The sequence below is a fragment of the Halorubrum orientale genome (genome assembly GCF_059623105.1).
In genome coordinates this window covers 160,537-172,486 of sequence record NZ_JBSPSR010000008.1, presented here as the reverse complement: position 1 = coordinate 172,486, position 11,950 = coordinate 160,537, and the positions used below count along the sequence as shown (strand labels likewise).

The following is an 11,950-nucleotide window of genomic DNA, read 5'->3' as shown; positions in this document are numbered from 1 at the left end:
GCGATGACGACCAGTTACCCCCTCTGAGCCCCGTGTGACGATGGGTTTCCACCGAGCCACCGTCTCTGCGACGAGAGCGACGGCCACGCGGATCGAGCGTCTCGCCTCTGCAGCGACAACGGGCGAGACACCTCACGGGCGCGTGCAAACGGGATTGGCGACGGCCGTTTTTATACCGACGCGTCCCGTTGGGCCGACCATGGAACTGGAGCTCCGCTTTTTCGCGACCTTCCGCGAGGCGGCCGGCGGGAAGACGGTCGTTCGCGAGTTCGAGGCCGCCACGGATGTCGGGGACGTGCTCCGCGCGCTGGAGGCCGAGTATGACGGGATGGCCGGACGACTGATCGTCGACGGTGACCTCGCCCCGCAGATCAACGTGTTGAAGAACGGCCGAGAGGTGCTCCACCTCGAGGGACTCTCGACCCCGCTCGAAGACGGGGACCGACTCTCTGTGTTCCCACCGGTGGCTGGTGGAGCAGTCGACGCCGAGCGCGACGACAGCGAGGATGGCAAGCGCAACCACACAGCAAACGCCGAACGCGACGCCGACCCCACCGACGAGCTGGTCGATGCCGACGAACGGGTGCCCGCTGAGGCGGGCTGGGTCCGCCGATCGGTTGCATACCGTGGGATATCTCGCCGGCTCGCCGCACATTACCTCGCGAATCTCGGTGGCCAGTTCGTCGACGCGGAGACGCCGGACGCGGCAACCCGGATCGACGGCGATGGGTGGCGGGCGTCGCTCGAGGCAGTCGAGGTGCGGGCCGCGGGGTCGATCACGCTCACCGAGGTTCGTGTGTCGTTCGCAGGCGACGAGTCGGTGCTCGAGGGGCTATTACCCCGGTTCGAACGGAAGGCGATGCGTGCAGGGGGCTGATGGACGACGCCGACCCCGACGCCGGTGACCACCCAATCGGTGGCACACCACTCGTGAAAACAGCCGCGCTAGCGAGCGTCCCTGCAGACCGGCTTTCACCGCTTCTCGCACAGGTGCAGCGGAGCCTCGAACCACAACTCGAGACGTACCGGCGTCGATACGAGCGCGTCGAGTGTGGCGCCGACCGTGAGTCGTTTCTCGTCGAATCGGATCACTGGGAGTCACTCGGAGACGAGTTGCAGCTTGCCGACCGCGAGCGCGACGCGGCACAGCGTGCCCACGAGACAGCAGTCGTCTACGACGGCACGCGGGCCGGCCGACGCGACGAGCTCGAGACGGCCCTCGAGATCCGGTCGGCGGTCGTGATCGGGACGACGAACGAGACGTGAGACCTCGGACGAGATGGGGCAGAAGGTGGTCTCAGAGCTGCTCACGCGATTCCTGGGACGAGCACAAAGAAGCTGTACGCTAGGATCGTCGACACCGACGGCCCGATGATCCACATGGAGACGTACTTAATGATCGCGCGAGGGTTGAACAGATCGCCCGCGTTGAGCACGGGTTCGGGCTCTGCGGTACCGATCGGCTCGGCAGGCTCGCCAGCCATCCCCTCGGCGGTGATCGCTCCCGCGGCGATCTCTTTGTCTTTTGTGTCACGGCTGACCGCCTCCCGAAAGGTGATTGGCCGGGTCGCTCGTCCCCATCCGATTCCAACGATCGTCATCACCGTTGCCATCACCAAGCTGATCGGAATCCCGATCGCCGAGAGCGCTGTCGTGATGGTCGAGGCAGTCGCCATGACGAACAGCGCAGCGAGAAGCGGAATGTCGCTCAGCTCGCCGCCGACCGACTCCATCGTTCGCCGGGCGATGGTGAACCCGCCGACGCCGATGGCGATCGTCGCGATGACGATCGCCAGGTTCTCGGGGAGCCCTGCGGCACCACCAACCAATGGCGCGGCGGCGTTCGGGACGTTGCTTGCGCCGGCGCTGAACGACATGTAACACCCGATAACGAGCACTACCGCTGTACTCCACAGCTCCGAGGTGGTCGTGTTCGGGCCGAGAGTCGGTTGCGGGAGGGTACCCGTACGGTCGAATGTCAATAACGGCCCCTCAGATGCCTCGATCTCGACCCGCTGGTTCACCGCAGGGTACACGTATCGACCGATGACGCCGCCGACCCAGAAGCCGATAATCGGGGTGACGATCCACCACGTGATGATCTGGGTGACGGTCTCGTAGTTGAGCGTGCCCGTTGCGAGTCCGAAGCCCGCGATTGCGCCGACAGTTGTCATTGAGGTGGGCACGGGAACGCCAAAGAGGTTCGCGATGAGGATCCCAAATCCAATAAAAAAGAGCACTGCGACGCCCCCGCTCAAGGACAGATCGGTCGTGACGATTCCCTCACTCAACGTGTCCATCACGTTCCGGCCAACGGTCCACCCGCCCAAGAAGACGAAAAACGTCATCAGTGCTGCCGCCGAGGTCTTCCCGATGGTCCCTGCGCCGACCGGCGGGCCCCACGCGATCCCGGTCGAAGAGCCCCCGATGTTGAAGCCGACGAACAAAGAGGCCACGATGCCGACGGCTAGCAGCGTTTCAATCATTATCCTGTTGTACGCCGATACGGCTAAAGTAAGCATCGTCATGGAGCGGCAGTGACGTTCAGGTGACCTGCTTCCACGGCTTCAGTCGTGAGTCGATGTCACGTGGCCGCTCATCAGCATAGCAACGGACAGTTTCCACTCGGGTTGAGCCACTCACGCTGTCAGGGTACGTCTGTAAGAGAAACTGATGCTCCGGCTGGGATTCGAACCCAGGTCATTGCCGTGAGAGGGCAATATGATTGGCCGGACTACACCACCGGAGCACGCATCTGTGTCGTGGCGCATCAACGGATAAACCGCTGTAGAGTAAAACAGTTCCGCTTCGGCCCCGCCGTGACTCGGTTTGACGCGGCTGACGACCCACAGGGTGAGGCCGGTGACCCCGGTCAACGCTACACGACGATGGGAGTACACTCGGGAACAGCAGGTGGTCGGCCGGACGATCATCGCAGTCACAGACCGGCACAACCGACTTAGGCGTCGCCGACCTCAAAATGATATGCATCTTCTTCGAAGCCTCCGTGCGGTCTCGGAGGCATCCGGGGTCGGCGTCGTTGACTGGGAGCAGGCCGGCGTGGCGGCAAAAGCCGGCACCGACCCAGGGTCGCTTGCAGCAAGCGAGACGGACCGAGCGGGGTACGCCACCGACGTCCGCGACGCGAGGGATCGGCTGCGAGAGGTCACCGGTGTCGCGTTCGACCTGCCTGAGACGGTCGAACTCCAGAACCGCCACCACTGGATCGACGCGAACCGCGCGACGTTTCGGCGCGTGGTCGCCCCGGCCGAAGCAGTGGCGGCCAAGACAGCAGGCGACACCACTCGAATCGTCAACACCGGCTCTATAGCGTTTGCACTCGGATTTCTCGCCCGAAACGTCGTGGGGCAGTACGACCCACTGTTGCTCACCGAAGAGCCCGACGCCGACCACGGGCTCTACTTCGTGCACCCGAACGTCGTCGCCGTCGCTACCGAGCTCGACGTGCCGTACCCCCGATTTCGCCGATGGATCGCGTTCCACGAGGTGACACACGCCGCCGAGTTCGGGGCGGCGCCATGGCTCACTGGGTACCTCGAGTCGCGGATCGAACGGGGGGTGAGCGAACTGACGAGCGGTGCTGTCGACCGGGAGGCCCTCGCCGAGCTCCAGGCGGCGATGACCGCCGTCGAGGGGTACGCGGAGGTGTTGATGGACCGGGCGTTCGACGACGAGTACGCCGACCTCCGTCGGAAACTCGACGCCCGCCGCGGGGGTGGCGACCCGTTCTCGCAGCTCGCTCGACGACTCCTCGGACTCGGCCTCAAGCGCCAACAGTACGAGCGCGGCGCCGCCTTCTTCAACCGGATCGTCGACGAACGAGGACTGGACGCCGCAACGGTGGTGTGGGACCGCCCTGAGACTCTCCCAACCGACCGTGAAATCGACGACCCCGGGGCGTGGCTCACCCGTATCGATCCATGAGGGCGTCGAGCAGACGACGACCGTGTCGCGACCACCGACGCAAATCCGCGAGGATGTGTTCTCCACCAGCGCGGGTCACTGCCGGTGGATTTAGGCGCCGCCCACGCGCAGTGAACGCATGAGACTCACCGGGCCGTGGGACCGCGAGCAGGTCGATGAGTTCCTCGCGACGGCACAGATCCCGGTGCGACTGGGCTGTCACACACCGGCCGACGACCCGTGGATCGTCTCGCTGTGGTTCCGGTGGGACGGTGCCGTCCACTGTGCAACCAGTGCTGACGCCGACTTGGTGTCGTTCCTCGCGGCTGACGACTACGTCTCCTTCGAGGTGTCGACAAACGATCCGCCGTACGCGGGCGTTCGTGGACGTGGGACGGCGACGGTTGAGCCAGACACCGACAAGCAGTTGTTACGGACGCTCTTCGAGCGCTATCTCGGCGGGACCGATAACGACCTTGCCGACATGCTGTTGCGCCCAGAGCGCGAGGAAGTCCACATTGGGATCGAGCCCGATCGACTCCACACATGGGACTTCTCGGGACGGATGTCTGGCGGGCCGACGGACGGCGCCACCGATATCGCAGAGGGTGAGTAGGCCCGACTCAACGCCCGAGGTCTGCGAGTCGCTCCGTCTCGATGCGAGCAGGGAGCCGGTCGAGTGCGGTCGGGTCCCAGTCGTCGTGTCCGAGGGTAATGTCGGTCTCAGGGTTTGCAACCGCGAGCCGCCTGATGCCTTCAGCAGCCGCGGCCTGTGCGGCGACATCGACGCGCTCTGGGACCTCTGCGGTGAACGGATAGCTTTCGGAGAGCGCGCGGGGGAACGGGCCAAACGGTGGGACCACCCGCCACACCGCGTCGTACGAGTGTGTCGACGGCGACTTCGACTCCGTGAGAAGCAGCCGTGCCGGCACATCGAGCCGGTCAAGCCGGTCGTGGTGTCGGCGGACCTCTGGCCGGCGAGCCGCCTCGTGTGATGTGTAAAAAAAGGCGTCTTTCGAGGCGGGGTCGGTCGCTTCGAGCTGGTCGGCGTGGTCGAGTAACGCTCGGTACCCATCGAGCATGGCTGGATGCCCCCGTGCTCGGCGATCGACCAACTCGAGGAGCGTCCCGTTGCGAATCGCGGCTTTGATCCGCCGGATCTCTTCGAAGGTCACGTGGAGATTGTGCTCGGCGAGGAGCCGCTCGCACTTGTCGTCGTCACGGTCGCGCAGGTCGGCCGGCGTGTGCGCGAGACACACCGGACATGAGCACGGAAATGCCGACATCTCCGCAAGGTGTTCGGTTCCGGAAACAGTCAAGTATCGGCCGTCGCGCGCCATCAGTGCGTAGGCGGCCGAGTCGAATAAGTCGCAGCCGACCGCAACCGCGAGCGCCAGCATCATCGGATGGCCGGCACCGAAGAGGTGGACGGGACAGTCGGGATCGAGCCCGCGCTTTGCGGCCGCCACGGCGTCGACGACGTCGGCGTAGCGGTAAGCGTTCAACAACGGAACCATGGCGCCGACAGGAAACACATCGAGGTCAGTCGCGGCCGCATGTCTCCCGGCTGACGCACGAATGTCGGCGTGTGTCGAGCCCTGTACGGGGGCGTTAACCAGCATTTCTCCGGTGGCTGCGGATTCGGCGTCTTCGAGCGCGCGCATGGTAGTCTCGAGTTCCGATTCGGCTCGGTCACGGTCGACGTCGGGTGGCGTCGGTACATCGACTGGCGTGGCGACGTCGCTGCCGATCCGGCGCTGAAATTCGAGGATTTCGTCGGTGGTGACGTCGATATCGCCGTACTCAGCGAGCTGGAACGAGCCGGAGTCGGTCATGATCGCCCCGTCGAACCCGAGATACGTGTGCAGTCCTTCCTCGAGCACCTGCTCGCGGATCCGGTCGGTCTGAGAGATGATGTACGCGTTCGTGATGAGCATCTCCGCGCCGAACTCCGCTCGAAGTCGAGCGGGCTCGATCGTGAGCACGTTCGGGTTGACGACCGGTAAGAGCGCGGGCGTCTCGATGGTGACCCCCGCACGCGGAACCGTGAGCCGGCCAATCCGTCCGGCGGCGTCGTGGTTCCGCACCTCGAAGTGATCGCGCATACCTCGAGTGCGACGAGGCGGACGGTAAGCGTTGCGTTCTACCGGATCCGGCTCTGGGGGATCGTGCCCGTCCGTCGCCGTGACGGCCGCGGAGACCGGTCAGGTCGGCTCGACCGCGAAGACGACTCGTACCGTCACCGAGACGTCGACGTCGCCTGGCTCGACCCCGGTCGTCGGCCCGCCCGACCCGCCTGCCGCCTCGGCTTCGAGCCCCGTGCTCCGATACGGAGTCGTCCGGACGTTCGTCGTCGACACGGTGTGAACGCCGGTGATCGTGAGATTCGCGTTCGAAGCGAGCACGTCGGCTTGCCCGCGCGCGCCACTCATCGCGTCGGTGAGCGCTTGCTCGCGGACGGCCGCTTCGCGTTCTGCGGTGAGACCAAACTGCACGCGCTCGACGCGGTCGGCTCCGGCACCGATCGCGACGTCGATGACGTCACCGACTGCATCGACCGCATCGAGTTCTAGCGCGTACACGTGGGTTCCCACGTACTGCGGGTCGTCACGCTCTGTCGTCGGCTGCGGTTCTCGCCGCTGCCGGACATCGTATCGCTCGGTCCGAACGTCGTCTTCGGTCAGTCCCCAGTCGAAGAGAGCGGCTCGGAGCGCGTCGTCAGAGGCCGCGAGGTCGTCTCTCACGGCTTGTGCGTCGGGGCCGGTGGACTCGACGGCCACGAGCAGCGTCGCGCGGTCTGGCGCACCGGATGCCTCGCCGTCCGCGGTCACCTCGATGGAGCGGTCGGGTCCGGCCGCAGTACCGCCCGTGGTCGCCCCGCCTGCACACCCTGCTAAGAGTATGCACGCCGCGAGGGCGACAGCTGCAAGACTATGTCGTTGCGTTCGCATCATCTCGCCTGTACGTCGCCTACGAAAATAACCTGGTGGGTGTTCTCTCGCGCCGATAGCCTCGACATCGGGCCTATCGGGTGTGACTACCTGACACAAGGAGAGAGTCTCGCCGTTCACGGCGAGGAGGATGTCATAGTCCGGTTGGGTGCGAGACGAAGGTGGTCTCGAGTCCCCACTCTTCGACGAGTGTCTGTAGTGAGCGGACACCAAACGTCTCTGTGGCGTAGTGGCCTGCAAGAAACACCGTGAGGCCCGCCTCACGAGCCGTGTGGTACGCCTGTTGTTTTCCCTCGCCCGTGATCAGCGCGTCGGCCCCGGCGGCGTCGGCCTCCTCAAGCCAGTCGGTTCCCGACCCGGTGACGACCGCGACGCGTTCTATCGTATCTGGCCCGAATGCGAGTGCGCGAGTCTCGTCTGTCTGCCCCTCAAATGCGTCGAGTCGGCCACAAATCGTCTCCGTCGAGAGCGGTTCTCTCGTCTCGCCGATCGTCCCGATAGTTGCTGGTCCGAGCGCGCCGAACGGTTCGCGTTCAGAGAGGCCAAGCGCGTCGGCAACCCCCGCCGCGTTGCCGAGCGTCTGATGTCCATCGAGTGGGAGGTGTGAGACATACAGCGAGAGGTCCGCGTCGACGAGGGCGGCGATCCGGTCGTACGTTCGACCGGTCACGTACTCGATTCCACCCCACGAGAGCCCGTGGTGGGTGACGAGCACGTCTGCGCCGGCCGCAGCCGCCTCGTCTATCGTCGCTGTGGCTGCATCGACCGCGAACGCGGCGTGCCCGACGGTCTCCGTGGCTGGCCCGACTTGGAGGCCGTTTGCGCTGGCGTCCACCTCGCTGTACGAACCGGTCTCGAGTCGGTCGTCGAGTCGGTCGACAAGCGTCTGAGTCTGCATATCGGAGGGTACGAGGGCCGAATCAAAAGGGTTCCCGTCGTGTTGCCACGGCGTGCCCGTGGTTTAGTCGTCCAGCTCGTCGAACGGTGGATCACCGGCACCAGCGAACGGGACGCCGGCGGGCGGCCCTCCCTCGCCCCGTTCACCCGGCGTTTCCGGTGGAGCGTCGAACTCGGGATCGAACAACTCGAGGGCCGTTCGAATCGTCTCCCAGTCGTCCTCGCCGGCGGCGTCCCGCAGCGAGTGGGTCGGCGCGGCGAGGAGCTGTCCGACGAGCGCGTCCGCGAGCGACTGCACCGTCTCGCGCTGGGCGTCGGTGAGGCCACCCTGCGCCTCGAGTTTTGTGATCGCCCGATCGACCTCACGAGCCTTGACCCGGTCCGCACTCGCGTACATCATCGAGATGGCGTCATCGGCACGTTTGCGCTTGTACGACCGGAGGATACGATCGAGCTCCTCGTCGACTATCGACTCGACCTCTCGTGCGGCCGCCTCACGTCGCTCCCGAGTTCGGTGCGTGATGTCTTCGAGCGCGTCGATGTCGAAGAGGGAAACCCCCGAGTGGTTCGCCGCCGCAGGGTCGACGTCCCGTGGCTGTGCGATGTCGATACACACTACGTCCGTCGCGTCCGCGAAGTCGGCCGATTCGAGGATCGGATCGGAACTCCCCGTCGCCGTGATCACGAGGTCCGCCGCGGCGACGACGTCCGGAAGATCATGCAGGTGCGCGACTGAGGACGCCGTTTCGACTGCCTCGGAAACAAACGCCGCATGCGGTATCGTCCGGTTCGCAACGACGATCTTCGAGACAGGTGTATCGTCGAGGCTACGGGCTGCGAGCGTCCCCATTTCGCCGGCACCGACGACCACCGCCGTGGCGTTAGTGAGATCGACCTCGCTGGCAGCGAGTCTGACTGCTGCTGAACCAAGCGAGACGACGCCCTCGTTGATCGACGTCTCCGTTCGCGCACGTTCACCGACGTGGATCGCTTTCGTGACCGCATCCTCCAATACTGGTCCGATGCCACCGGCGGCACGGGCTTCCTCGTACGCGTCGCGAACCTGGCCGATTATCTGGTCTTCGCCGAGCACGAGCGACTCGAGCCCGGCGGCGACGCACATGAGATGTCGCAGACTTCCTTCGTGGTCGAACCGCTGTACTGCACCGCCACGGACGGTGGGGGCGAACGAGTCGAGCGCCGCGTGACCGTCACCGGTGTGATCGGTGACGACGAACGCCTCCGAGCGGTTACACGTCTGGAGGGCGAACGCCTCTTCGACTCCTTCTCGTGCGAGCAGATCGGAGACGGTCGCTCGGACGCTATCTCCACCAGCCGCGTCGATCTCGTCGACAGTTGCCGCGTCGTGTGCGACGCTCACGCCCGTGATGGCACCCGGCTCGTTCATCGGTCGACGACCTCTTCGATCACGTTGTACGCCTCGTCACGAGCGTAGGATCTCCCCTTTTGTAAACCCTTCCAAACCGCCGGAGATCGCACGACTCGACGGATAGCGGCTCGCCGCTCGGCTGGGTCGACGCCGGCGTCTGCAAGGGCCGTTCTGAGCTCTCCTGAGAGGACTGCCATCTCCCCTGCGCCATCGATCGCCGACTCGATTCGCTGGCGGAGCGCTTTCGCGAGCGCCGGACTTTGTCCCCCTGTCGAGATCGCCACGCGCACCGGATCGTCATCCACCGTCGCTGGGACAACGACGCTTCCCGGGTCGCGCGCGCCAGAGACGTCTGTCCGATTGACGAGTGCCCCCGCCTCGGTTGCTGCCGTCTCTGCTGCCTCGTTTACTGCCTCGTCGTCGGTTGCCGCAACGACGAGTGCCGGTGAGAGTCGCTCGATCCATCCACTAACCGTCGATGGCGACGGTGCCGCCCTGACGAGCTCTACGGACCGCGAAGATGCCTCCTCGGCCGATCTCCTCGCCGCCTCCAGCAGCCGCTCGTCGAAGTCGGGACTGAGGACGACGACGTGGGCTTCCGAGCAGAATCGCATCGCTTTGCGAGCCCCGACGGTGCCGCCACCGACGACGAGTACGATGGCGTTCGTGAAGTCGTGATAGAGCGGTATCATCGGTTCAGGTGACTGCGTGACGTCGGTGCTGCCGGCGCCCGCCTTTCGTGTCGGTAAGTCACGCCGTGTTGCTCTCGGCGCGCTCGGCGATCCGGATACCTGTCTTCTTTAGAATCCGCGTCGAAAACAGCGTGTCCCAGTCGTCCGAGCCGACGTCCCAGTAGTCGGCCATCGTCTCACGAACCTGTGCGACTCGGCGCTCGCTTTCGGCTTCCGTCCGGCCGTGTGTCATCGCAAAGAAGTTGTACTCCCACACTCCGGCGTGGCGCGGGCGCTCGTAGCAGTGGGTGACGAACTCGAGGTCGGCGACGACCGGGCCGACCTCGTCGAGGACGTCTTCGGGCACGTCCCAGACGGTCATGCCGTTCTCGGTGTACCCGAGCGCGTAGTGGTTCGGGATCACACCAACCCGACGAACCTTCCCCTCGCGGCGGAATCGTTCTATCGTCTCGATAACCCACTCGACGTCCGCGTCTATCGCCGCAGCGACGTCCGCATATGGGGTCTCGGTGATGGGTAGTCCGCCCTGAATCTCGACGACGAGGTCGCGCTCGTCTGGCGTTAGCGTCGACCGATCCGACGGATCGACCGCAGGCGCCAGTCCGGACAGGTCGACGTCGCCGTCGGGAACCGGTCCGTCGACGAGGAACTTCGCACCGACGTGGAACTCCTGGAGCTTCGGGAGGTTGTACGTCTCCTGGCCGGTCGCCGCTTCGATCTCCGCGAGCACCTCTTCGACTCGATCGTCGCCGTCTTTGTCCGGGTCTGGGTGGTCGGCGACGCTCACCACGAACCACACGTTGAGGTGTGGATGTTCCCGCTCGTAGTTGTGTGCGACCTCGGTGAAGTCGTTCACCGTCTCGACGACCTCGTCGAACCGCTCGGCTGGCGCGTGCATGGCGACGAGCGATGCGGCACCCCCGATCGCTTCTGCGTTGACCAGTGCACCGAACCGCGAGAGCACGCCCGTATCGTCCAACTCACAGACACGCTCACAGAGCTCGCTGCCCGTCACCTCGACGCCGTGGTCTCCGAGTGCGGCTGCGGCGGGTTCGAACGGTTGCCGAGTCACCGGAAACCCGCCCTGGAAGGCGTTGATGATCGCTCGGTCGAGCGCCGACAGATCCGCGTCGACCTCTCTCATATGCATCGTTCAGAGGCGCGGGAGAATAAGCGATCCGACCCATGGCCGGTTGGCACCGACGGTGGTCGACGCACGGACGTCGACGACGGTCACTCGTCGAGACGTTCGGCGATGTCTGTGAGCGAGGATCGTGGTCCACGCACGACGTCGTACACGGTTCGCTCCCCCGGGAGCCGAAGTCCGTACTGCTCGCCCGGAATGACGACGTCGAGCACCACGCTGTCTCCCGGTTCGCGGTCGCTCGCGCCGAGCCACTCGGTCAATCGATTCTGTCCCTCGCCGGGCGTCCGCGCGCGCCGGCGGTCGTCGAATGCCCCGCGAAGCAGTCGCCCCTCCGTGTCGGCGTCCACCCGTGCGTGGTACGTCGACCGGTCGATATCGAGTCGGATCAGGTCGCTGTCGGTGAGTGAGAGCGTGTCACACGAGCCGGACTCGACCCGACCTTCGAGGGCTGTGTCCGCCGGCAGACGCACACAGAGATGTCGTGTGCCACCGCTCCGGGCGAGCGACACGCGGACGGCGGCAACGCTCTCGTCGTCGGAGGCAACACGCGGCATCGATGTGGATTATTCGTCGTCTGCAAACGCGGCAGCAACGTCCCCGTCGCCGTCGATGACCGCAACGTTGATCTGCGCCACGTCGTCAGCGATCTCACCGCCGCGAACCGTGATTCGCTTTCGCTCGCCTTCACGGGAGGGTTTGAACCCGACGCCGCCCTCCAAGAGAAGCTCCTTCAGGCGGGTGCCGGAGACGTCAGCACGCATCGGGCGACCGGTCTCGTCGGAGCCGCCGGTGATCTCGACGGTGTACTCAGAGAGCCCCACAGCGCCGCCATCGACCTCTTCTCCGATGCTTCGACCAAGGAACCGGTTCGCATCCTGTCCGTCTATCGTTCGCTGGACCGTTTCGCCGGAGTCGGGGTCGGCGACGACGACGTTGAATTCGACCATGC

13 protein-coding genes, 1 tRNA gene and 1 pseudogene are annotated in these 11,950 nt (G+C 65.3%); 5 read left to right on the top strand and 10 right to left on the bottom strand.

The window, feature by feature from the left end:
* Positions 1-199: 199 nt before the first annotated feature.
* The 3 genes and pseudogenes from ACWUI7_RS10795 to ACWUI7_RS10785 form a co-directional block, all read left to right on the top strand.
* Positions 200-478, top strand: a pseudogene (locus ACWUI7_RS10795) (ubiquitin-like small modifier protein 1); the annotation flags it as partial.
* 84 nt (positions 479-562) lie between these two features.
* Positions 563-877, top strand: a complete 315-nt coding sequence (locus ACWUI7_RS10790) for a MoaD-like domain-containing protein (RefSeq protein ID WP_496642329.1) — start codon at positions 563-565, stop codon at positions 875-877.
* Positions 877-1,266: a DUF8048 family protein gene (locus tag ACWUI7_RS10785; protein WP_496642225.1), complete on the top strand. Its 390-nt coding sequence runs from the start codon at positions 877-879 to the stop codon at positions 1,264-1,266. The genes ACWUI7_RS10790 and ACWUI7_RS10785 overlap by 1 nt, the downstream gene beginning before the upstream one ends.
* 41 nt (positions 1,267-1,307) lie before the next feature.
* Here the strand turns inward: ACWUI7_RS10785 and ACWUI7_RS10780 are convergent, their stop codons facing one another.
* Together ACWUI7_RS10780 and ACWUI7_RS10775 are read right to left on the bottom strand one after the other, a co-directional pair.
* On the bottom strand, positions 1,308-2,486 hold the full coding sequence (locus tag ACWUI7_RS10780) for an inorganic phosphate transporter (RefSeq protein WP_496642224.1): 1,179 nt from the start codon (positions 2,484-2,486) through the stop codon (positions 1,308-1,310).
* 188 nt (positions 2,487-2,674) lie between these two features.
* A tRNA-Glu gene (locus ACWUI7_RS10775) sits at positions 2,675-2,749 on the bottom strand.
* Positions 2,750-2,985: 236 nt separating this feature from the next.
* Between ACWUI7_RS10775 and ACWUI7_RS10770 the strand changes: the two genes are divergently transcribed.
* Positions 2,986-3,945 (top strand): zinc-dependent metalloprotease, encoded by a 960-nt coding sequence (locus tag ACWUI7_RS10770; protein WP_496642223.1) that lies wholly within the window; start codon positions 2,986-2,988, stop codon positions 3,943-3,945.
* Between the two features lie 118 nt (positions 3,946-4,063).
* Positions 4,064-4,540, top strand: coding sequence for a pyridoxamine 5'-phosphate oxidase family protein (locus tag ACWUI7_RS10765; RefSeq protein ID WP_496642222.1), 477 nt, complete (start codon positions 4,064-4,066; stop codon positions 4,538-4,540).
* Positions 4,541-4,547: 7 nt separating this feature from the next.
* Here ACWUI7_RS10765 and tgtA read toward each other — a convergent pair whose 3' ends face one another.
* The 8 genes from tgtA to ACWUI7_RS10725 form a co-directional block, all read right to left on the bottom strand.
* Positions 4,548-6,029 (bottom strand): tRNA guanosine(15) transglycosylase TgtA, encoded by a 1,482-nt coding sequence (gene tgtA, locus ACWUI7_RS10760; protein ID WP_496642221.1) that lies wholly within the window; start codon positions 6,027-6,029, stop codon positions 4,548-4,550.
* A 99-nt stretch (positions 6,030-6,128) separates the two neighbouring features.
* Positions 6,129-6,875 (bottom strand): SIMPL domain-containing protein, encoded by a 747-nt coding sequence (locus tag ACWUI7_RS10755; protein WP_496642220.1) that lies wholly within the window; start codon positions 6,873-6,875, stop codon positions 6,129-6,131.
* Between the two features lie 133 nt (positions 6,876-7,008).
* On the bottom strand, positions 7,009-7,773 hold the full coding sequence (locus tag ACWUI7_RS10750) for a Nif3-like dinuclear metal center hexameric protein (protein WP_496642219.1): 765 nt from the start codon (positions 7,771-7,773) through the stop codon (positions 7,009-7,011).
* 63 nt (positions 7,774-7,836) lie between these two features.
* On the bottom strand, positions 7,837-9,180 hold the full coding sequence (gene hemA / locus ACWUI7_RS10745) for a glutamyl-tRNA reductase (RefSeq protein WP_496642218.1): 1,344 nt from the start codon (positions 9,178-9,180) through the stop codon (positions 7,837-7,839).
* Positions 9,177-9,854 carry a precorrin-2 dehydrogenase/sirohydrochlorin ferrochelatase family protein gene (locus tag ACWUI7_RS10740; RefSeq protein ID WP_496642217.1) on the bottom strand — a complete coding sequence of 226 codons (678 nt, stop codon included), beginning with the start codon at positions 9,852-9,854 and terminating at the stop codon, positions 9,177-9,179. Before ACWUI7_RS10740 ends, hemA begins: the two co-directional genes overlap by 4 nt.
* Positions 9,855-9,912: 58 nt before the next feature.
* Entirely contained in the window at positions 9,913-10,998 is a 1,086-nt protein-coding gene (gene ahbB, locus ACWUI7_RS10735; protein ID WP_496642216.1) for a siroheme decarboxylase subunit beta, read from the bottom strand.
* A gap of 89 nt (positions 10,999-11,087) precedes the next feature.
* Positions 11,088-11,555: a DUF7112 family protein gene (locus ACWUI7_RS10730; protein ID WP_496642215.1), complete on the bottom strand. Its 468-nt coding sequence runs from the start codon at positions 11,553-11,555 to the stop codon at positions 11,088-11,090.
* Positions 11,556-11,564: 9 nt separating this feature from the next.
* Positions 11,565-11,948 carry a 30S ribosomal protein S6e gene (locus ACWUI7_RS10725; RefSeq protein WP_496642214.1) on the bottom strand — a complete coding sequence of 128 codons (384 nt, stop codon included), beginning with the start codon at positions 11,946-11,948 and terminating at the stop codon, positions 11,565-11,567.
* Between the last annotated feature and the right edge of the window lie 2 nt (positions 11,949-11,950).